Genomic DNA, 20,855 nt, shown 5'->3' with positions numbered 1-20,855 from the left:
ACATTCAATTTGTTTCGGTTTTCCTCGCCACCGTATTTTCAGCGGCGACTTTTATAATATATCATGTTTAAGTTTCCTTTGCAAGCACTTTTTTTTCGATTTATTTTCAATCGCTTTATTTCAGCGCTTGTTTCAGTTAACTTTTCCTTAAAAAAGGAACGAAAATTAATTTATCATATTGAACAAAAAAGGTCAACCCTTTTTCGACAAATTGTTTCATATCCTTTTTCAAAGCCGCCTATTCTACCTATTCCTGATTCATGGTGTCTGAGGTACAGCGCTGGCTTTACGGGCCGCACCTCTCTTATATTGGTGAACTTTAGCATCCCACTACCACATCATTACGGCTTGGATTTTTTTAGTTTGCCACCTCTAGCATATTTGGATAGCTCTTTGGGTGGGGCAAAGCGTGCATACATACGGAACACAGTCTTGTAGCGACTCGCTATGGCGTATTTAATTTCTTGATCGAGACGGTTGTCACTTAAGTCGAACAACATTTCGTCGAGCTCTTTGCGCAGTACATAATCCAGTTCCTTGCATTCCTTCTCGTTAAACAGCATACCCAGCATTAGAGTTCTCCTTTTTCTGCATATGGATAATGGCGTGTCCCATTGTATGTCATATTCGAGCCCCTTAATTCAGGCCATATATTGGACAGCGCCGGTTTTAGTAGCAAACCTAGGATCATCTTTGTTTGTCCTTTTGTGGTTGCTACTGAAACCCGTTTTATTGTTATGGTCAACTTTCTGAAAATTTATGAATGTCATCCCATACAAATTTATCCTCGCACCAGGCTGTAGGTAAGTGTACTTTCGATAATCGCTGCAACAAAAAGCAAAATAACAATCCAGAAGGATGCAGTTACCGTTGTACGCATAAACGCACTCCACTGGCTGCCAATCGTATTTCGTTTCTCCCCGCTAAATTGACCAAGACTTTTGAGAACCAATCCACCAAACCTTAGACCAAATGCGCATGCGATAATAATTACCGGAATTTCAATAATGCCATGTGGAAGAAGTCCTTTCACAACAATATCAAAGAAGCTAGCCCCATAGTTCATTGTGGTGTGTACCAGAAATCCGATAACCATGCCATTGATCAACAGGAAAACGACAGGCAGAATGCCAAAGAAGATACCAGCATAGATCACAAGTACACTTTTGATGGCATTATTAAAAAAGATAAAGAGGAAGAAGTTCCATTGCACATTGTCCCCCTGCTCCAGCCGCTCACTAACCTCCCTTAGCCCCCCGATTTGATTCAACAATATATCCTCAAGTGTTCCTGTACTCACCCATCCCGTGCCTATTCCGACAACAAACAATACAATCGACCATATTAATGCACCACGAATGGAACCTAAAGCTCTAAGAAATGTACTGAATTTTAACATAATATCCTCCTGTAAAACCAAGATGTTGGACAAACAAACGTCTGATACGAATAACTGCGAGGTACGAGCATACATTGGAGAGTAAACAAGCATTTCTTATGGGAGAGGGGCGCTTATTGAAATGAACTCGTTCTATGTATTTAGCGGCAAAAAGATCAAACGTTTCCTGATTGTGCTGGTTGCTGCCGTCTTTGCTATCGGGATTATTTATCTGGAGAGCGGCAATATTTCTGTATTCTCGGAGGATGCACCATCCGCCGTATACAGCGTTCCAACCGAGAAGAAAGTTATCGCACTCACCTTTGACATTAGCTGGGGAGATAAAAGGACAGAGCCTATTCTGAAGGTCCTCCAAGATAATAAAGTACAGAAGGCAACGTTCTTCTTATCCTCCCCCTGGAGTAAGACACACCCCGAGATTGTTACAGCCATCAAAGACGCAGGATACGAAATCGGCAGTCATGGTCACAAGCATGATAATTACAGCAGTCTGACTGAAGAGGAAATCCGCAAGGAAATTTCGACAGCTCATAGCATTTTAACCGATTTAACGGGAAAAGAACCGAAATTGCTACGCCTGCCTAATGGCGACTTTGACAAACGCGTTCTCCAAGTTGCCAGCAGTTTGAATTATCAAGTAGTCCAATGGGACACCGATTCGCAGGATTGGAAGAACCCTGGTGTACAGACCATTGTTGATCGTGTTGTTAGTAAGGCGCACCCGGGTGACATTGTTCTGTTGCACGCCAGTGATTCCTCGAAACAAACGCATGAAGCATTACCTGTCATTATCGACAAGTTAAAAAATCAAGGGTATGAGTTCGTGACGGTTTCTGAGCTGCTTAACCATTCAAGTGTCAAAGGTACGGAAGTTCGCGACCAAGCCAGTGCACAGTAAGCGTTAATTAAAATAGTATTGGTGATGCAAACTGTATACTTGCCTTCCGAAGATCTCCACGTCCTGTAAAAGGCGCTGAAGCGCATAAATGAAAAGAGCTAACCAGGTTAGCTCTTTTTGGCGTTTTTTTGTAAGATAATCGCTACGCATGACTTTCTTGTACTTCGGTCTTTCCACTCACCCGCTGCTCCATGGACCCATCTACCAGCCTGTGCAATATCAGCATTTGGTATGCATTACAGATTAACAGTGGAACCACAATAAAGATGGTAGCCGCATTTACATCAATTCGTAAAACACCGATCGTCTCCACCACGGTAACAGCCACCATGAAAAAGAGTGTAGGTACCAACGCCGAAATATGTGTCTGTTTCACTTTTACGTAAGCGGTAACAATTCCAGCTGCCAAAATAATGACTCCAAGCACAATATCGGATAGCCGTTCTCGTTCCCCACCAACAAACAAACGTAAAAACATGACATCAAGTAATGCCAACACGGTTAGAACAATCTGTACAATTTGCCAACTGCGTTTCGAAAATACACCTTTGCCCATATAGTTCAATATCAAGTATGCGAAAAAACCCATTTGCGAATACACGCTAATCATAATACCGGAACCAAACAAGATCAGGAGATAAAATAAAAAATCGGTCATTCCATTCGTTTTTTCTCCATTAACCAACATCATAATTAGACCCGTCACTAATGATCCCGCAGCCCCAATAAGCAAAGCTGACCAAAATAGGAAAAACCATTTACGTAAATTCAAATGTTTTCCACCCCCGAGAGTTTATTTTACCAACCTTCACAGCAAAAAACCATCATCATTCAACATATTTAGCGGTTTCCCATCACATACTACATCCAGTATCTAATCAAGGAGGGGTTGTGCACATGAAACGGCCTTTGTGGCAGTTATGCTGTGTCGTACTTGGACTATCCGTCATGCTCGCCGGCTGTGGCTCAGATCAGAATTATTCGCCTCCTCAGGGCGGTTATAAAGAGATGAAAACGATGGTCGTGGATATTCTCAAAAGTGACGAAGGCAAAAAGGCGGTCGAGGAAGCACTCACTGGACAAAGTTCTTCTGGTGGTGGGGAAGGCGGCGCTTCTGGCCAAAGTGGAGCTTCTGGCGGTGGATCTGGGACAGTGGGTATGAAAATGTTAATGCCTATGCAATCTTCAGAACAAATACGTATAGCTGTAAAAGATACCATCACGGCTCCTGAATACCAGAAGGAATTCGAGAAAATTATGACGGATCCACAATTTGCAGGTGAATTCGCCAAAGTAATTAACTCTCAAAGCAAGCAACTGCATATGCAGTTAATCAAAGATCCAACGTATCAAAAATCCATTGGGGATGTCATGAAATCTCCTGAAGTATCCAAGATGTTCATGGATATGACCAAAACGCCAGAATATCGTAAACAAACGATGACCGTTATGCAGGAAGTCATGCAAAATCCTTTATTTCGGATGGAAGTACTGACTTTGCTTAAAAAGGTAGTCCAAGATGAGTTGCAACCCAAAACAGAACAAGGCGGCAAACAGGACGGCCAAAGCAAAGATGACAATGGGGATGGCGGAAGTGGCAGCGGTGACGGCAGTAGTGATGGTAACAGTGGTGGAGACGGAAGTAATGGAGGATCGTAAGTCGATAATACTTTAAAGTTAAAAGATATCGAGTGTTGAAAAAAGCCCGCATCCATGGATGTGGGCCTTTTTATATATTTTACATGATAAGAAAATTTAAAACTTGGCATCAACAGACTGGGCAACCTCGTCGTAGATCGCCCCGATGCTTGAATCTGCTTTATACACGGATGGGGAAAAATCCGGCTCCGAAATATGATTATCCGGCGCTCCTAGTGGGATCTGCGCAAGCAGTTCTGTATGAAGACTCTCGGCAAGAGTCCCCCCACCACCTCGGCCAAATACATAATCTTTCTCTCCGCATTTGCTGCATTCATGATAAGCCATGTTCTCTACGACACCAAGCAGCTCATGTTCCGTCTGAATGGCCATGGCACCTGCACGTGCAGCTACAAAGGCAGCGGTTGCATGCGGTGTTGTAACGATGATTTCTTTGCTGTGAGGCAGCATCTGATGTACGTCTAGTGCGACGTCCCCCGTACCCGGAGGCAGATCAAGCAGCATATAATCCAACTCTCCCCAGTTTACATCGGTAAAAAATTGGCGCAACATCCGGCCCAACATAGGTCCACGCCAGATCACCGGGTTATTCTCCCGAATAAAGAATCCCATCGACATCACTTTTACGCCGAAACGCTCAACCGGTTGGATAACCCCGTCCTCAACGACTGGATATTCCTCAATGCCCATCATATCAGGTACACTGAAGCCATATATATCTGCATCAATCAAGCCAACCTTCTTGCCTTGACGTGCCAGAGCCGCAGCCAAATTAACGGTTACCGTCGATTTGCCGACGCCGCCTTTACCACTAGCAACAGCAATAAAACGCACGCCGGATTCAGGACTTAACAACTCATGTCCGTCCAGCCCTGCTGCATGGCCTTTGACAAGCACTTCGTCCTGGTCTTCCTCATGATCCGCTTGTCCTATGTTCAGGCTCTCACGCTCATGCTCTGACGCTGCACGCAGACGAATATGTACATCATTCACTCCGTGTTGGGACAACAGGTTGCGAGCGGCATCGCTTAGAGCAGTTGTGTCCTCTGTGCGGTTCTCCAGCGTCACCATAGTAAGAGCAACATGATTTTCTTTAACCATGACATCACGGACCCACTGCAGTTCAGTCAAACTTACGCCCAATTGCGGTTCCTGCAACGGCTGCAATAGTTCAAGTATCTGTTCTTTTGATAACATCAGACAGCACCTCAGCTTTATCTATTGGCATGTAATTAGGTATGCTGATCCAATTATATCATTACCTTTCTCATTGTGACTAACTTTTAGGACGTTCTCCTGACGAATAACGGAGAATCCCGTTATAGATGGATGCAGCAACTTTGCGCTGATAGGTCTCATCAGCAAGCAGACGAGCCTCTTCCGGGTGAGAAAGGAAACCGACCTCCACCAATGCCGAGGGAATTTTTAACGCCTGGAGCAAATAAACGGTATTTACCGTTTTCGCGATTCGATCTGTATTTTCCAGATTACGAATCATTTCTTGCTGAAGCAGATTGGCTAATCCTTCATTATCGGGATGATTGGGTGTATAAAAAACTTGAGCGCCACTCCAGCGGTTCGAAGGTACACTGTTCATATGAATGCTGATAAAGAGGTCTGCCTGTTTATCCTCGATTCTTCTTACTCTTTGTTTCAGGTCTTCCGTCTTGCGTTTGGAGTAACCCTTAGTATCTGTAGCAGCCAGATCGGTGTCGATTTCACGAGTCATCACAACCAAGGCTCCTGCTTGCTGCAGATAATCTCGTACGTACAACGCAATGGATAAATTGATATCTTTCTCAATGACTCCCTGCTTACTCACTGCTCCCCCATCTGGCCCACCATGTCCTGCATCAATGGCTATGACTTTTCCCGCTAATGGCAGCCCCCAGTAACCGGACATTTTGGAGGAGGGCAACTCATACGTCACCACCGCCACAAACATCGCAAGCAAACAAAGGCTTAACATGACCCTCTTCATGGTGCGTAACCTAATCCAGATCACAAAGTGCTTCCCCATATTTTTACGCATAAAAAAACCACCTCGTCCCTATAAATGACTCTAATCATCTATATGGGACAAGATGGACAAATATACCGTTAGGAGCGGACTTGCTCTGCCATTCCTTCTATCAGCACCTCAGCTACCTCTGGACGCGTAAATTCAGGTGGAGGGCATTGGCCATCTCTTAACAAGCCACGTACTTTCGTGCCAGACAGAGCCATGTGGTGTTCTTTATCATGCGGGCAAGTTTTGCTTGATGCCATGTTGCCACATTTGGTACAGAAAAAACTATGTTCAAAAAACAAAGGCGTGATACCGAGTTCTTCCGGTGTGAAGTTATTAAAGATCTCCTGCGCTTCATACGTTCCGTAGTAGTCACCCACACCTGCATGGTCGCGGCCTACAATAAAGTGAGTACAACCATAATTTTTACGTACCATCGCGTGGAAAATGGCCTCTCTTGGACCAGCATACCGCATTGCCGCCGGAAATACGCCTAGAAACGCACGATCAGCCGGATAATAGTTCTCCAGCAAAACAAGATAACTCTTCATTCTTACATCTGCAGGCACGTCATCAGACTTCGTTTCGCCTACAAGCGGGTTTAAGAACAAGGCGTCCACAATCTCCATTGCACTCTTCTGAATGTACTCATGGGCACGATGGACCGGATTACGCGTCTGGAAACCAACAACCGTCTTCCAGCCCTTATCCTGGAACGTTTTCCGTGTCTCAGCAGGATCATAATAGAACTGTTCGAACTTGGCCGGTTTGGGGCGATTCAGCACTTGAATTGGACCTCCTACATACGTTGCAGGTCGTTCCAGCAGTTTTTTCACACCCGGGTGCTCTGGATCATCCGTCTTGAAGACACGACGTGCTTCTTCACCCTGATCTACTTTGTATAAGCTCTTCACTTCAAGCAATCCATAAGTTACTCCGTCATTATCGCCAATAAGTGCCACAGTCTCACCGATCTGGAGCGATGCAGCCTGCTGTTCATCTACAGCTAAGGTAATGGGGATACTCCAGACTGTTCCGTCAGCAAGACGCATACGAGATATAACCGAAAGATAGTCTTCTTCATTCATAAAACCTTGAAGCGGTGAGAATGCACCCACACCAATGAGATCCAAATCCGAAATTGTCCAGCTGTTTATACGTAAAGAGGGCAGTTTCTCACTCTCTCGTAATAATTGTTCCCGTTCTTCTCCTTGTACGACACGCTGTATCAGCGTACCTCCATGAGGCAGAATCGAAGTCATCTTGTCAGCTCCCTGTTTCACCATTTTTTATATCATCAAGAATGAATCCAGTGCATTATAAAATCCATCACTTATTCTGAATAAATTATTTATGAAGACCACATTCCGTTTTATCGTTCCCAGACCAGCGTCCCGCACGTGGATCTTCTCCAGGCATAACTTGACGTGTGCAATACTCACAACCGATACTCGGATAATTTTGATCATGCAGCGGATTGTACACGACATTATTGGCACGAATATAATCCCATACATCCTCTGTAGTCCAGTGGGCAATCGGGTTAAACTTCATAAGCCCAAACTTAGCATCATATTCGACCTTCTTGGAATTTGCACGCGTCGGTGCTTGATCTCTCCGAATACCGGTAATCCAGGCATCATACTGAGATAGAATACGTGTCAGCGGCTCAACCTTCCGAATATTACAGCATGCATTAGGATCCGACTTCCACAATTGTTCCCCATGTTGAGCTGCCTGTTCCTCAGGTGTAATTTTCGGAGCAACACGTACAAAATCTAGATTGTATTTCTCCTTCATTTTGTCGCGAGTTTCGTAAGTCTCCTTAAAATGAAAATCAGTATCTAAATAAAATATATCCGTGGATGGGCTGATCTTCTGAAGCATATCTACAAGTACAACATCCTCTGCACCGAAGCTGCATGCAAAAGTGATATTTGGAAACGTCTCAATAGCATAACGAATAATATCCTCTGGACTTGCGTTTTCCAATTCTTCAGCCTTCGTCCGTGCAAGTTCTTCTTTCTCCAACAAGTTCATGTCTGCATTTCCCCCATTCTGCATTTCAACAATCACTAAAGCCGACTAATCTAATATGAATTATGTATAGTATAAATCTTTCATGAGGGATGTCAATGCCTGCCATATGGTAAAATACATCCGTTTTGGCCCATTTTTTTGTTGTTCATTTCGAATATAATTTGGTGTTCATTATGCAGTTAATAGAATTATGGATAAAATCATCCATGTTTAGCATCATCCATTTCAACCTTATCCTTATCTCCTAATCAATGAAAACCTTTGCCCCTACTGGGTTTATGGTGCACATTTGATAAAACGAAGTATAGAATAACTCTATAAATTCAAACGAATATAGAAGAACGAGAAGGATTTAATAATGAGATAAATGCGTGAATCCTATTCTTCAATAGTAAGTGACCTTTATCAAAACCATAAGAAAAACTGATGAAAATTGAGAATGAAAAATGAATGATTAACCATTATAAAGTTCTAAAACTGCAAATTTGATTAATGGTTATAGGTGGGTCGCATTTACTGGAGTATTCGATGGAGGAAAAAACTTTAACCGTTACAGAGGAAACTGAAGCTACTTTAGTGCATCTTCTGAAGTAAAGAGCAATTAATATATCTATTGGTCTGTAGAATACAAAAAAGCCTTTGACCGAGGCCAAAGGCTTGTAATGCATATTAACGTTTGGAGAACTGAGGTGCGCGACGTGCGGCTTTGAGACCGTATTTTTTACGCTCTTTCATCCGTGGGTCACGAGTCAGGAATCCTGCTTTTTTCAGGGAAGCACGGTATTCCGGATCTGCTTTCAACAGAGCGCGGGAGATACCATGACGGATTGCGCCGGCTTGACCGGAGATTCCGCCACCATGAGCGATAACAAGAACATCATAGTTGCTGAGTGTTTCTGTCAGGTTCAGTGGTTGTTTTACGATCAGTTTGAGTGTTTCCAAACCGAAGTATTCATTAATATCACGTTTATTGATGACAATGCGTCCTTCACCCGGTACAAGGCGAACACGAGCTACCGAATGTTTACGACGACCTGTCCCATAGTATTGTACTTGTGCCATGAAACTGTCCTCCTTTTAATTAACCGCGAAGTTCATAAACTTCTGGTTTTTGTGCTGCATGTGGATGCTCAGTGCCTCTGTACGCTTTAAGTCTCAACTTCATTTTCTCGCCCATGCGAGTTTTAGGAAGCATACCGCGAACAGCCAATTCCAACATACGTTCCGGTTTGTTTTTAACCATCTCTTCAGCAGTAGTTACTTTCAAACCACCTGGGTGCATCGAGTGACGGTAGTATTTTTTACCTTGCATTTTTTTACCAGTCAATACAATTTTCTCTGCATTGATGATAACAACGAAATCGCCAGTGTCCACATGTGGAGTGAATTGTGGCTTATGTTTGCCGCGGATCAAAGCAGCTGCTTCGCTCGCCAAACGTCCGAGCGTTTTGCCTTCGGCATCAATGATGTGCCATTGGCGCTCAACTTCGTTAGGCTTCGCCATGTACGTGGTACGCATGAAAAGTTCCTCCTTAAAATGTTCAACATCATTATATTCATTTATCTTCATTCATTAAGTGATAACTTTAGGTGTTGATGGATAGTTCTTTCATTGTGACCCTCTTAATTGGGGCTGTGGGAAAGCCATTAAGAAAACACAACTTTTATATTACATGATAGGAGCTTAAATCGCAAGTGTTAATTAAGCATTTCACTTTGCAAATTTAATCTTTTTTGTATTCAAGGTCCCAGAGCATTAAACCGCAGCTAACTGCAGTAGGTCCTGCAGCAGAACGATTACAAGCAGCAATCATATTCGGTACGTCAGAGGCTTTCCGTTTGCCCTCTCCGACCTCCAGCAGTGTACCTACAATAATACGAACCATATGCTGCAAAAAGCCGTTACCACTCACATAGATGTGAATGACACCCTGATCGCGCGGATGGTCCCTACACATTGAACGGTCCACTTCTATCCATGCTTCGTATACCGAACGTACATGATTTTCTTTCTGAGACTTGCGTGAAGCAAAGGAGGTGAAATCATACGTACCAATAAAATGACGCAACCCCTCCTGCATTGCCGCAATGTCCAGCTTGGCATGGTGATGATACTGCAGTCTCCGGTTAAATACATCCGGGAATTGATTCGCATTGACGGTATACCGGTACGTTTTCTTTTTCGCAGCATAGCGAGAATGAAAATCGTTTGGTACTTCAACCGCATCAATAACGATAATATCGGATGGTAATCTGGAGTTGAGCGCCATACACCATCGTTCAATCGGGATCTGGGATTCCGTAGGGAAATTGAAGATCTGTCTGCGTGCGTGAACGCCTGCATCCGTTCTGCCTGAACCCGTGATTTTAACCTTCTCACCGGTTAAAGCACGAATGGCATCTTCAAGATGGTCCTGAATGGTATTCCCTCCTGGCTGAACCTGAAAGCCGTAATAGGCAGTGCCATCATAAGTTAACGTCATACACAAGTTGCGCATCAATACCACACCTTTGTTCCATACTATACATGTGCCTATCCCGAACAGCAAAAGAAGCCCCTTTCGGAGCTTCTATTACAGCACGAAATCCGAAATGAAGAGAAAAAAAGGGTTAAACCAGAATCAACGATTCTGTCCCCTTTCCTCATCTCATCTGTTCTACGCGCGGTCAACCAGTTCCAAGTAAACCATAGGCGCAGCGTCACCACGACGAGGTCCCAGTTTCAGGATACGAGTGTATCCACCTGGACGCTCAGCGTAACGACCGGACAATTCGCTAAACAGTTTTTGGATTGCATCTTGCTCACCATCGATTGTTTCGCGGCGAACATAAGCTGCCACTTGGCGACGGGCATGAAGATCTCCCTTTTTCGCTTTAGTGATCAGTTTTTCAGCAATAGAGCGAACCTCTTTTGCTTTCGCTTCAGTTGTCTGAATGCGTTCATATAAGAACAGGTCGGTTACCAGGTCACGGAACAAAGCTTTACGTGCGCTGGAATTACGGCCCAACTTTTGGTATGCCATTGTTTTCCCTCCTTCACTTCAAGCACTCGGCTGTCTATTCTTCTGTACGGAGTCCCAAACCAAGTTCCTCAAGCTTCTCTTGAACTTCTTCCAAAGACTTACGTCCGAGGTTACGGACTTTCATCATGTCTTCTTCTGTTTTCGTAGTCAGCTCTTGTACGGTATTAATACCAGCACGTTTGAGGCAGTTATAGGAACGAACAGAGAGATCCAGCTCTTCGATCGTCATTTCGAGTACTTTTTCTTTTTTGTCTTCTTCTTTTTCGACCATAATCTCTGCATCTTTCGCTTCGTCTGTAAGACCCACGAAGAGCATCAGATGCTCGGTCAAAATTTTAGCGCCAAGGCTTACAGCCTCTTCAGGACGAATACTTCCGTCAGTCCAAACTTCCAACGTGAGCTTGTCATAGTTGGTTACTTGGCCAACACGCGTATTTTCCACAGCGTAGTTAACGCGGCTGATCGGGGTGAAGATGGAATCGACTGGGATGACGCCGATCGGCTGGTCATCGCGTTTATTCCGATCTGCCTGGACGTAGCCGCGACCGCGATTGGCAAAAATACGCATGTGAAGTCTCGAACCTGGTCCGAGCGTAGCGATGTGCAGATCCGGGTTAAGGATTTCCACATCAGAGTCAGCACGGATATCTCCAGCCGTAATTGCTCCTTCGCCTTCAGCATCAATCTCGAGCACTTTCTCCTCATCAGAGTGAATTTTAAGCGATAAAGCTTTCAGGTTAAGAATGACCTCCGTAACATCTTCCATTACGCCAGGAACTGTAGCAAATTCATGCAGAACGCCATCGATTTGAACCGAAGACACTGCCGCACCCGGCAGTGACGAGAGCAAGATTCGACGAAGCGAGTTTCCAAGCGTCGTACCGTATCCGCGCTCAAGCGGTTCTACTACGAATTTCCCATAGGTGCCATCATCGTTGACGTCTACCGTCTCAATTTTCGGCTTTTCGATTTCAATCACTGCAATCCCCCTCCTTCAAAACGTCGGTCCTCTATGAAACATTTACCTTCTCTTGCGAAAACATGTAGTAGTATGCCTAAACAACCATTATTAGCAGATTGTGCCGGAAATATACCACACGCAGGGGCAAATCTCATTAGACACGACGACGTTTTGGAGGACGGCATCCGTTATGCGGGACTGGAGTTACGTCTTTGATCAGGTTAACTTCAAGACCTGCAGCTTGCAAAGAGCGGATCGCTGCTTCACGGCCTGCGCCTGGTCCTTTAACCATAACCTCAACGGCTTTCATCCCATGTTCCATTGCAGCTTTGGCAGCAGTCTCAGCAGCCATTTGTGCAGCAAACGGAGTCGATTTACGGGAACCTCTGAATCCGAGGCCGCCGGAGCTTGCCCACGAAATTGCATTTCCGTGAGGATCCGTAATAGTAACGATAGTGTTATTGAAAGTGGAACGGATATGCGCCACGCCAGATTCAATATTCTTACGGTCACGACGTTTAGTACGTACGACTTTTTTCGGTTTAGCCATTTTCTCTTATCCCCCCTTATTATTTCTTCTTGTTCGCTACAGTACGACGAGGACCTTTACGAGTACGAGCATTCGTTTTCGTACGTTGTCCACGAACAGGCAGACCACGACGATGACGAACTCCACGGTAACAACCGATCTCCGTCAAACGCTTAATATTCAAAGAGATTTCACGACGCAGGTCACCTTCTACTTTGACCTCTTTGTCGATACTTTCACGCAATTTGCTGACTTCATCTTCCGTCAAATCACGAACACGAGTGTCCGGATTGATGCCTGTTGTGCTCAGAATTTTCTGGGAAGTCGTTTTACCGATTCCGAAAATATAAGTCAAGGCGATCTCAACGCGCTTATCACGTGGCAAATCCACACCAGCTATACGTGCCATTTTACGCTACACCCCCTTCTTTAACCTTGTTTTTGTTTGTGTTTCGGATTTTCACAGATAACCATAACATTCCCTTTGCGGCGAATGACTTTGCATTTTTCGCAAATCGGCTTGACCGAAGGTCTTACCTTCATGTGAATTACCTCCTCAAAGTTTTGCTTAGCAAAACTCTCTTCGTAAGCATTGACCTTGTTCTACTATTGTAAAACCGGCTTCGAAGCTTTCGCAAGTTTTGCCGGGCAAAACCCGCTTCATAAGCTTCACAGTTCATTGCAACTGTCTACTACTATTTACGGTAAGTTATACGACCTTTTGTCAAATCATAAGGCGATAACTGAACAACCACTTTGTCTCCAGTCAGGATACGGATAAAGTGCATCCGCAACTTGCCGGAAACGTGAGCGAGAATTTGATGACCGTTCTCAAGCTCAACCTTGAACGTTGCATTCGGTAGCGGTTCGAGAACCGTACCTTCCACTTCAATGACATCTTCCTTGGCCATTAGTCAGTCTCCTTTCTCTTCAGCTTGAATGTTGGTGGATTCCAGAAACGAATGAACCGCGAAGCGGAGCTTTCCGTTTGTCACCCGACCACTCTCGTTTAAACTGTTTACGACCTCGCTGCTAATCATCGGCTGGAGTTCAAGATGAAGAATATTCTTCTTCTTGGGTTGATCAAACTTACGTTTGTCTCCATCCGCAATATATACGAACCTGCTGTCCGCTATAGCAACAATTACTGCGGCTTGGTCCGCATTGCGGCCTTTACGGATCTTCACAAGTTGACCGAGCTGCGGATTAGACTGATTGTTCATGCCTTATCACCTACGCATTCAGTTTTGTGAAAATTTCCATGCCTTCTGGTGTAACTGCTACGGTGTGTTCAAAGTGGGCGCATAACGATCCATCAACAGTGACGACAGTCCAGTTATCTTCCAACGTTTTCACATACCGTCTGCCTGCGTTAACCATCGGCTCTATGGCCAGCACCATGCCCGCTTTAAGCCGTGGTCCCCGATCAGGAAGACCATAGTTCGGAATCTGTGGTTCCTCGTGCAGATCCGCTCCTATGCCGTGACCGACATATTCACGTACTACTGAGAACCCTTCATCTTCAATATATTTCTGAATCGCATGAGATATTGTAAACAAGCGAACGTCCGGTTTAACCAGCGCCAGACCTGCGTATAACGAAGCCTCGGTAACGTCCAGAAGACGACGGGCTTCTTCGGAAATACGGCCGACTGGATAAGTCCAGGCGGAGTCTCCGTGATAACCCTGGTACTGCGCGCCAATGTCAAACGTAACGATATCGCCCTCGTTCAACTTTCGTTTGCCGGGAAATCCATGCACCAACTCTTCATTCACTGAAGCGCACACACTGGCAGGGAAACCGTTATAACCTTTGAAAGACGGCACAGCTCCTTGACTGCGGATGTATTGATCGGCCATATGGTCAAGTTCTCCAGTCGTAATACCGGGAGCGATATGCTCTGCCAAGAGACGATGCGTTTCCGCAACAATTCTCCCCGCTTCCCTCATCAAGCCCAGTTCCGTTTCGGACTTACCAATGATCATTCAATTAACCTCGCAGCAGGGACACAATTTCATGAGAAACTTGATCGATATCCTGCTCTCCGTCCATTTGACGAAGAAGGCCTTTGTTCTCATAAAATGTGAGGAGTGGTGCTGTTTTGTTGATATATTCGTCGAGACGTGTGCCTACGCTCTCTTCATTATCATCAGAGCGCTGGTACAAGTCACCGCCGCATTTATCACAAATACCTTCCTGCTTGGGCGGATTGAACACGACATGATAGGTGGCGCCACAGTTCTTACAAATACGACGACCCGTCAAACGGGCGAGCAATTTGTTGCGGTCCACTTTCAGGTTGATTACATGATCGAGACCTGAGTTCAGTCGATCCAGAATACCATCGAGCGCTTCTGCTTGAGACAGGGTTCTTGGAAAACCATCCAAGAGGAAACCTTCTCTGCAATCAGGCTGCTGCAAACGTTCTTCAACGATGCCGATAGTTACATCATCTGGTACGAGCAATCCTTGATCCATATATTCCTTGGCTTTCAGGCCAATGGGAGTTCCCTGCTTAATCGCAAGACGAAATGCATCGCCTGTTGAAATGTGGGGAATACCGAACTCTTTCACAATGACGTCTGCTTGCGTTCCTTTTCCTGCCCCCGGAGGGCCCATGAATAGGATGTTCACGTTATGTCACTCCCTCCAAGACTACCCTACATCAACAAACAGCACAATAGGTGCCGGCAAGTAAATCTTAGCTTGACCGGTACCTATTGCCTATTTATTGATAAAACCTTTGTAGTGGCGTTTGATCAATTGGCTTTCAATTTGCTTCATCGTATCCAGCGCAACACCGATAACGATCAGGAGAGATGTTCCTCCAATTTGCGCAGATTGAGGCAAACCAGAAAGTGCCCCCAAGATTACAGGCAGAACGGAAATTACTGCCAAGAAGATGGCACCTGCCGTTGTCAAACGAGTCATGACACGGGTCAGATATTTCTCGGTTGCTTTACCCGGACGAATGCCTGGGATGTAACCGCCGTTCTTTTTCATATTGTCAGCCATCTGCTGTGGATTCATCTGTACAAAAGTATAGAAGAATGTGAATCCGAAAATCATCACTACATACAGTAACATACCCAAAGGTTTATGTGTAGTGAGATTGGCTCCGATCCACTGTGCCCATGCACGATCAGCCCAGAAGTTTGCGATGATCGATGGGAACATCAACAGAGATGAAGCAAAGATGACAGGGATAACACCTGCTGCATTAATCTTCAGCGGGATATGTGTGTTCTGTCCACCGTACATTTTGTTACCTACGACGCGTTTAGCGTACTGTACCGGAATTTTCCGAATCGCCTGCTGGATGTAAATGACACCTATGATAATCAGTACAATAACAATTGCAACGATTACCCCTTTAAGAATGTTCATGAACAATTGGTCAGCTTGGATGAAGTCGGACTCGATCGTTTGTTTGATAATGTTAGGCACCGTTGATAGGATACCCGCAAAGATCAAAATCGAAATCCCGTTTCCTATGCCCTTCTCGGTGATCTGCTCACCAAGCCACATTAGGAATGAAGTACCCGCCGTAAGTACAATTGCGATCAAGATATAATCTGCAAATGTTGCATTAGGCACCATTTCTGTATTGTACAAGCGGTTGAATCCGATCGACGTACCAAACGCTTGAATCAATGCCAGACCTACCGTTAAATAACGGGTCAGTTGTGCAGATTTTTTCTTACCTTGTTCACCCTGCTTAGCCCACTCCGCTAATTTAGGAATAACGTCCATGGAAAGCAACTGTACTATGATAGACGCAGTGATGTAAGGCACGATCCCGAGCGCAAATATCGAGAACTGAAAGAGCGCTCCGCCCGAGAACGTATTGAGAAGTCCAAAAACTTCTTTACCCGCAGAATTTGTCGCTTCGAACACATCTTTGTTAACTCCCGGTACGGGGACAAAGGAGCCGATGCGGTAAATGATCAGTACAAAAAGGGTAAATAATACCCTTTTGCGCAGATCTTCAACCCGCCAGATATTCTTTAGGGTCTTGAACATTAAATCACCTCAGTTGTACCGCCGGCAGCTTCAATTTTCTCAATAGCAGATTGAGAAAACTTGTTAGCTTTAACAGTCAGCTTCACAGTGACATCACCGTTACCCAGGATTTTGATTCCGGATTTAGCGTTTTTAACTACGCCGTTCGTCATCAAGAATTCTGGAGTTACTTCAGTACCCGCAGCAAAACTGTTCAGGTCTTCAGTATTCACAACTGCATATTCTTTGCGAGTTGGGTTTACAAAACCACGTTTTGGCAAGCGACGATACAATGGATTTTGTCCACCTTCGAAGCCTGGACGTACTCCACCGCCAGAACGAGCGTTTTGTCCTTTGTGACCGCGACCTGATGTTTTACCTGTACCACTACTTGGACCGCGACCAAGACGTTTACGTTCTTTGCGGGATCCAGGAGATGGTGAAAGCTCATGTAACTTCATCGTTCGTTGCACCTCCTTAAAGATTTGTGGGATTAACCCTTTTTTAAGCTTCTACTTCTTTAACAGCGACCAAGTGGCTTACTTTGTTAATCATACCACGAATGGCAGGATTGTCGTTTTGAACCACTTTACTGTTGATTTTGCGCAAGCCCAATGTTTTCACAGTTGTTCTTTGCGTCTCCGGACGTCCGATCAAGCTGCGGACGAGGGTAATTTCTAATTTAGCCATGAGATTCCCTCCTTAACCCAGAAGCTCTTCGACGGATTTGCCGCGCAGTTTTGCCACGTCTTCAGCACGCTTCAAACGGGACAAACCTTCCAAAGTCGCATTGACCATGTTCATGGAATTCGAAGAACCCAGAGATTTTGTCAAAATGTCACCTACACCAGCAAGTTCGAGAACCGCACGTACAGGACCACCAGCGATAACACCAGTACCTTCAGATGCTGGTTTCAACAGCACGCGTCCTGCGCCGAACTTACCTGTTACCAAGTGAGGAATCGAAGTTCCTACGAGTGGAACGTGTACAAGGTTTTTCTTAGCGTCTTCAATACCTTTGCGAATTGCATCAGGTACTTCGCCCGCTTTACCGATACCAGCTCCAACCCAGCCGTTGCCGTCGCCGACTACAACCAGTGCGCTAAAGCTGAAACGGCGTCCGCCTTTTACTACTTTAGCTACGCGATTAATATTTACAACTCTTTCAGTCAGTTCCAAAGTATTCGGATCTACACGCAAGTCGTTAACCTCCTTTTGAAAAATATCTTAAAACTCAAGTCCTGCTTCACGAGCCGCTGCAGCCAATGCTGCGATACGACCATGGTACAGATAACCGCTACGGTCAAATACGATGTTAGAAACGCCTTTGTCTTTTGCACGTTTAGCAACGAGTTCGCCAACTTTACGAGCAGATTCAACAGATGCGCCGTTTTTGATGTCGCCGCTCAATTCTTTGTCTACAGTAGACGCGGAAGCGATCGTAACACCAGCTACGTCATCGATGATTTGAGCATACATATGTTTACCAGAACGGAATACGTTCAAACGAGGACGTGCTGCCGTTCCTTGGATTTTCTTACGAACACGCAGGTGTCTTTTCAGACGAGCCTTGTTTTTATCTTGTTTCGTAATCATCTCAGGGATTCACTCCTTTCAGGTTACCTCGCTGGCTTCAAACCGGAAGCCACGGGGTATATTAGAAACACAAGAAGCAAGCAAGCCGAAAACCGCGCAAAGGCGGTAAGAAAAATCTTATTTCTTCTTACCGGCTTTACCTTCCTTACGGATGATACGCTCGCCTTCATATTTAATACCTTTACCTTTGTACGGCTCAGGTTCACGAACGGAACGGATTTTAGCAGCGTAAGCACCTACACGCTCTTTATCGATTCCGCGAACGATGATTTTCGTGTTCGAAGGAACTTCGAATTCGATTCCCGCTTCCGGTGTAATTTCAACCGGGTGAGAGTAGCCAACGTTCAGAACGATTTTATCTCCGGATTTGCTTGCACGATATCCGACCCCAACCAGCTCCAGAGATTTTGCGAATCCTTCAGTAACACCACTCACCATGTTGTTTACAACGCTACGCGTTGTGCCGTGCAAAGAACGGTGAGTTTTGTTATCGGAAGGACGCACAACTGTAATTTCGTTGTTTTCAACTGTAACCTTCATGTCTTTATGAAGTTCACGAGTCAAAGATCCTTTTGGTCCTTTTACCGTAATAACGGTGTTGTCCAGTGTGATGTCCACACCACTTGGTACTGTAATTGGTTTGCGACCAATACGAGACATATGTTGCACCTCCTATCTTGTGACGTTATATTACCAAACGTAGCAGACGACTTCTCCGCCGGATTTCGATTGACGAGCTTCTTTGTCCGTCATGATACCTTTGGATGTCGAGATAATAGCGATACCCAGACCACCAAGTACACGAGGTACTTCGTTGCTTTTCGTGTAAACACGAAGACCAGGTTTACTGATTCTTTTCAGACCAGTAATAACACGCTCGTTATTTTGACCGTATTTCAGGAAAACACGGATAATCCCTTGTTTGTTATCATCGATAACTTCAGCGTCACGGATAAAACCTTCACGCTTCAAGATGTCGGCGATTTGTTTTTTCATTGTCGAAGCAGGCATTTCTACCGTTTCGTGACGAACTGTGTTCGCGTTACGAATACGAGTAAGCATATCTGCAATTGGATCAGACATAGTCATTGTGAGTTAACCTCCTTCCCGTTCAGGACTTTTTACCAGCTTGCTTTTTTCACGCCAGGGATCTGGCCTTTATAAGCTAATTCACGGAAGCAAATTCTGCAAATTTTGAACTTCTGCAGTACCGAATGTGGACGTCCGCAACGCTCACAGCGTGTATAAGCACGTACTTTAAACTTTGGTGTACGTTGTTGTTTAACTTTCATCGAAGTTTTTGCCACTTAGCCTGACACCTCCTAAATAATTTCGGAGAAAAGGGAGTCTTTCCAGACACCCGGAAACGTTATAGCAACATTATTTTACGAAAGGCATTCCGAGTTGCGTGAGCAATTCACGGGATTCTTCGTCTGTTTTCGCCGTTGTTACGATGACAATATCCATACCGCGGACTTTGTCTACTTTATCATACTCGATCTCTGGGAAGATCAATTGTTCTTTCAGACCCAGTGTGTAGTTACCACGTCCGTCGAAAGCTTTGCTCGATACACCGCGGAAGTCGCGGACACGAGGAAGCGTAACGTTGAACAGTTTATCGAGGAAGAAGTACATACGCTCGCCACGCAATGTTACTTTCACACCGATAGGCATGTTCTCACGCAGTTTGAAACCTGCGATAGATTTTTTAGCACGAGTGATTACAGGTTTTTGACCTGCGATCAGTTGCAAATCGTTTACTGCGGAATCCAACACTTTGGAGTTTTGAACTGCGTCGCCCACACCCATGTTGATAACGATTTTCTCGATTTTCGGCACTTGCATTACCGTTGTATAGTTAAACTTCTGCATCAAAGCAGGAGCAATTTCGTTCAGGTAACGTTCTTTCATTCTTGCTGCCATGAATCATAGACCTCCTTTCTCATTCGGTTCAATTAGTCGATAATTTCTCCGGAACGTTTTGCAACGCGCACTTTCTTTCCGTTATCCAACACTTTGTAACCTACACGGGTTACTTTTCCGCTCTTCGGATCGATGTGCATTACGTTGGAAACGTGAATCGGAGCTTCCTTCTCGATAATGCCGCCTTGCGGATTTTGCTGGTTAGGCTTCTGGTGTTTTTTAATCATGTTAACACCTTCCACAAGGACGCGGTTCTCACGAGGATAAGCAGCGATGACACGGCCTTTTTTACCTTTGTCTTTACCGCTGATCACCATAACTGTATCTTCTTTTTTAACATGAAGTTTATTGTTATGGGATTCCAGAACTTTTTTCACTCTTGGCATTTCGTACACCTCCTGTTTCTAACATCACGAGATTAAGCTTTAGATAACTTCTGGGGCCAAGGAAACGATTTTCATGAAGTCTTTCTCGCGGAGTTCACGAGCAACAGGTCCGAAAATACGTGTTCCACGTGGGCTTCTGTCGTCTTTTACAACAACCGCTGCATTTTCATCAAAACCGATGTAGGAACCGTCTTTACGACGTACAGAACGTTTAGTACGAACGACAACCGCTCTAACTACATCACCTTTTTTGACAACGCCGCCTGGTGTTGCTTGTTTTACCGAACAAACGATCAGATCACCGATTTGAGCTGTACGACGTCCCGTACCGCCGAGTACGCGGATACACATCAGTTCCTTCGCACCGGAGTTGTCGGCCACAGTCAAACGTGTAAATGGTTGAATCATTTAGTATTCCTCCTTTCAGCTA

General features: G+C 44.9%; 32 protein-coding genes. 2 read left to right on the top strand and 30 right to left on the bottom strand.

What is annotated here, in order from left to right; genetic code table 11:
* Positions 1–341: 341 nt before the first annotated feature.
* Together ACR1R9_RS31050 and ACR1R9_RS31045 are read right to left on the bottom strand one after the other, a co-directional pair.
* A complete protein-coding gene (locus tag ACR1R9_RS31050; RefSeq protein WP_017692114.1) occupies positions 342–572 on the bottom strand; it encodes a hypothetical protein in 231 nt (76 codons plus the stop codon).
* A gap of 209 nt (positions 573–781) precedes the next feature.
* Positions 782–1,399: a stage II sporulation protein M gene (locus ACR1R9_RS31045; RefSeq protein WP_076292180.1), complete on the bottom strand. Its 618-nt coding sequence runs from the start codon at positions 1,397–1,399 to the stop codon at positions 782–784.
* Positions 1,400–1,520: 121 nt separating this feature from the next.
* On the opposite strand from ACR1R9_RS31045, the gene pdaB reads away from it, so the two are divergent.
* Positions 1,521–2,297, top strand: a complete 777-nt coding sequence (gene pdaB, locus ACR1R9_RS31040; RefSeq protein ID WP_076292179.1) for a polysaccharide deacetylase family sporulation protein PdaB — start codon at positions 1,521–1,523, stop codon at positions 2,295–2,297.
* Between the two features lie 142 nt (positions 2,298–2,439).
* Here pdaB and ACR1R9_RS31035 read toward each other — a convergent pair whose 3' ends face one another.
* On the bottom strand, positions 2,440–3,069 hold the full coding sequence (locus ACR1R9_RS31035; RefSeq protein ID WP_175380696.1) for a KinB-signaling pathway activation protein: 630 nt from the start codon (positions 3,067–3,069) through the stop codon (positions 2,440–2,442).
* A gap of 125 nt (positions 3,070–3,194) precedes the next feature.
* Between ACR1R9_RS31035 and gerD the strand changes: the two genes are divergently transcribed.
* Positions 3,195–3,956 (top strand): spore germination lipoprotein GerD, encoded by a 762-nt coding sequence (gene gerD, locus ACR1R9_RS31030; protein WP_076292177.1) that lies wholly within the window; start codon positions 3,195–3,197, stop codon positions 3,954–3,956.
* Between the two features lie 96 nt (positions 3,957–4,052).
* On the opposite strand, the gene ACR1R9_RS31025 is transcribed toward gerD, so the two are convergent.
* The 27 genes from ACR1R9_RS31025 to rplN form a co-directional block, all read right to left on the bottom strand.
* The gene (locus tag ACR1R9_RS31025) at positions 4,053–5,153 is read right to left on the bottom strand and encodes a P-loop NTPase (RefSeq protein ID WP_433921964.1); all 1,101 of its coding nucleotides are present in this window, start codon (positions 5,151–5,153) and stop codon (positions 4,053–4,055) included.
* A 79-nt stretch (positions 5,154–5,232) separates the two neighbouring features.
* A complete protein-coding gene (cwlD, locus tag ACR1R9_RS31020; RefSeq protein ID WP_310854962.1) occupies positions 5,233–5,988 on the bottom strand; it encodes an N-acetylmuramoyl-L-alanine amidase CwlD in 756 nt (251 codons plus the stop codon).
* 68 nt (positions 5,989–6,056) lie between these two features.
* On the bottom strand, positions 6,057–7,226 hold the full coding sequence (gene sat, locus ACR1R9_RS31015) for a sulfate adenylyltransferase (RefSeq protein WP_076292174.1): 1,170 nt from the start codon (positions 7,224–7,226) through the stop codon (positions 6,057–6,059).
* Positions 7,227–7,311: 85 nt separating this feature from the next.
* Complete coding sequence (locus tag ACR1R9_RS31010) at positions 7,312–8,004, bottom strand: phosphoadenylyl-sulfate reductase (RefSeq protein WP_076292173.1); 693 nt, start codon at positions 8,002–8,004, stop codon at positions 7,312–7,314.
* Between the two features lie 669 nt (positions 8,005–8,673).
* On the bottom strand, positions 8,674–9,066 hold the full coding sequence (rpsI, locus tag ACR1R9_RS31005; protein WP_024633563.1) for a 30S ribosomal protein S9: 393 nt from the start codon (positions 9,064–9,066) through the stop codon (positions 8,674–8,676).
* Positions 9,067–9,085: 19 nt separating this feature from the next.
* On the bottom strand, positions 9,086–9,523 hold the full coding sequence (rplM, locus tag ACR1R9_RS31000; protein WP_024633564.1) for a 50S ribosomal protein L13: 438 nt from the start codon (positions 9,521–9,523) through the stop codon (positions 9,086–9,088).
* Between the two features lie 205 nt (positions 9,524–9,728).
* A complete protein-coding gene (truA, locus tag ACR1R9_RS30995) occupies positions 9,729–10,502 on the bottom strand; it encodes a tRNA pseudouridine(38-40) synthase TruA (protein WP_076292172.1) in 774 nt (257 codons plus the stop codon).
* A gap of 159 nt (positions 10,503–10,661) precedes the next feature.
* Positions 10,662–11,027, bottom strand: a complete 366-nt coding sequence (gene rplQ, locus ACR1R9_RS30990; protein WP_017692102.1) for a 50S ribosomal protein L17 — start codon at positions 11,025–11,027, stop codon at positions 10,662–10,664.
* Positions 11,028–11,061: 34 nt separating this feature from the next.
* Positions 11,062–12,006 (bottom strand): DNA-directed RNA polymerase subunit alpha, encoded by a 945-nt coding sequence (locus ACR1R9_RS30985; protein ID WP_017692101.1) that lies wholly within the window; start codon positions 12,004–12,006, stop codon positions 11,062–11,064.
* A gap of 136 nt (positions 12,007–12,142) precedes the next feature.
* The gene (rpsK, locus tag ACR1R9_RS30980) at positions 12,143–12,538 is read right to left on the bottom strand and encodes a 30S ribosomal protein S11 (RefSeq protein WP_017692100.1); all 396 of its coding nucleotides are present in this window, start codon (positions 12,536–12,538) and stop codon (positions 12,143–12,145) included.
* Between the two features lie 19 nt (positions 12,539–12,557).
* On the bottom strand, positions 12,558–12,926 hold the full coding sequence (rpsM, locus tag ACR1R9_RS30975) for a 30S ribosomal protein S13 (RefSeq protein ID WP_062329455.1): 369 nt from the start codon (positions 12,924–12,926) through the stop codon (positions 12,558–12,560).
* Between the two features lie 20 nt (positions 12,927–12,946).
* Positions 12,947–13,060 (bottom strand): 50S ribosomal protein L36, encoded by a 114-nt coding sequence (rpmJ, locus tag ACR1R9_RS30970; RefSeq protein ID WP_003333770.1) that lies wholly within the window; start codon positions 13,058–13,060, stop codon positions 12,947–12,949.
* A gap of 152 nt (positions 13,061–13,212) precedes the next feature.
* Positions 13,213–13,428 carry a translation initiation factor IF-1 gene (gene infA, locus ACR1R9_RS30965; protein WP_017692098.1) on the bottom strand — a complete coding sequence of 72 codons (216 nt, stop codon included), beginning with the start codon at positions 13,426–13,428 and terminating at the stop codon, positions 13,213–13,215.
* A 3-nt stretch (positions 13,429–13,431) separates the two neighbouring features.
* Positions 13,432–13,740: a KOW domain-containing RNA-binding protein gene (locus ACR1R9_RS30960; protein WP_076292171.1), complete on the bottom strand. Its 309-nt coding sequence runs from the start codon at positions 13,738–13,740 to the stop codon at positions 13,432–13,434.
* A gap of 10 nt (positions 13,741–13,750) precedes the next feature.
* A complete protein-coding gene (gene map / locus ACR1R9_RS30955; RefSeq protein WP_024633569.1) occupies positions 13,751–14,503 on the bottom strand; it encodes a type I methionyl aminopeptidase in 753 nt (250 codons plus the stop codon).
* Positions 14,504–14,507: 4 nt separating this feature from the next.
* Complete coding sequence (locus ACR1R9_RS30950; RefSeq protein WP_024633570.1) at positions 14,508–15,152, bottom strand: adenylate kinase; 645 nt, start codon at positions 15,150–15,152, stop codon at positions 14,508–14,510.
* A gap of 90 nt (positions 15,153–15,242) precedes the next feature.
* The gene (gene secY, locus ACR1R9_RS30945) at positions 15,243–16,541 is read right to left on the bottom strand and encodes a preprotein translocase subunit SecY (protein WP_062329461.1); all 1,299 of its coding nucleotides are present in this window, start codon (positions 16,539–16,541) and stop codon (positions 15,243–15,245) included.
* Positions 16,541–16,981 (bottom strand): 50S ribosomal protein L15, encoded by a 441-nt coding sequence (gene rplO / locus ACR1R9_RS30940; protein ID WP_062836188.1) that lies wholly within the window; start codon positions 16,979–16,981, stop codon positions 16,541–16,543. The genes secY and rplO overlap by 1 nt, the downstream gene beginning before the upstream one ends.
* 43 nt (positions 16,982–17,024) lie before the next feature.
* A complete protein-coding gene (gene rpmD / locus ACR1R9_RS30935; protein WP_017692092.1) occupies positions 17,025–17,210 on the bottom strand; it encodes a 50S ribosomal protein L30 in 186 nt (61 codons plus the stop codon).
* Between the two features lie 12 nt (positions 17,211–17,222).
* A complete protein-coding gene (gene rpsE / locus ACR1R9_RS30930) occupies positions 17,223–17,720 on the bottom strand; it encodes a 30S ribosomal protein S5 (protein ID WP_017692091.1) in 498 nt (165 codons plus the stop codon).
* Positions 17,721–17,747: 27 nt separating this feature from the next.
* A complete protein-coding gene (gene rplR / locus ACR1R9_RS30925) occupies positions 17,748–18,116 on the bottom strand; it encodes a 50S ribosomal protein L18 (RefSeq protein ID WP_062329465.1) in 369 nt (122 codons plus the stop codon).
* 117 nt (positions 18,117–18,233) lie between these two features.
* Positions 18,234–18,776, bottom strand: coding sequence for a 50S ribosomal protein L6 (rplF, locus tag ACR1R9_RS30920; RefSeq protein WP_024633576.1), 543 nt, complete (start codon positions 18,774–18,776; stop codon positions 18,234–18,236).
* A gap of 30 nt (positions 18,777–18,806) precedes the next feature.
* Positions 18,807–19,205, bottom strand: a complete 399-nt coding sequence (gene rpsH, locus ACR1R9_RS30915) for a 30S ribosomal protein S8 (RefSeq protein WP_017692088.1) — start codon at positions 19,203–19,205, stop codon at positions 18,807–18,809.
* A 32-nt stretch (positions 19,206–19,237) separates the two neighbouring features.
* Positions 19,238–19,423: a type Z 30S ribosomal protein S14 gene (locus tag ACR1R9_RS30910; protein WP_013312154.1), complete on the bottom strand. Its 186-nt coding sequence runs from the start codon at positions 19,421–19,423 to the stop codon at positions 19,238–19,240.
* Between the two features lie 73 nt (positions 19,424–19,496).
* Positions 19,497–20,039 (bottom strand): 50S ribosomal protein L5, encoded by a 543-nt coding sequence (gene rplE / locus ACR1R9_RS30905; protein WP_062329467.1) that lies wholly within the window; start codon positions 20,037–20,039, stop codon positions 19,497–19,499.
* 32 nt (positions 20,040–20,071) lie between these two features.
* Positions 20,072–20,425, bottom strand: coding sequence for a 50S ribosomal protein L24 (rplX, locus tag ACR1R9_RS30900; protein WP_024633578.1), 354 nt, complete (start codon positions 20,423–20,425; stop codon positions 20,072–20,074).
* 39 nt (positions 20,426–20,464) lie between these two features.
* Positions 20,465–20,833, bottom strand: a complete 369-nt coding sequence (gene rplN, locus ACR1R9_RS30895; RefSeq protein ID WP_024633579.1) for a 50S ribosomal protein L14 — start codon at positions 20,831–20,833, stop codon at positions 20,465–20,467.
* Positions 20,834–20,855 lie beyond the last annotated feature (22 nt).

The organism is Paenibacillus taichungensis, from assembly GCF_050994985.1.
Classification (GTDB): Bacteria; Bacillota; Bacilli; order Paenibacillales; family Paenibacillaceae; genus Paenibacillus; species Paenibacillus taichungensis.
This window is presented reverse-complemented; position numbering and strand designations above follow the sequence as displayed.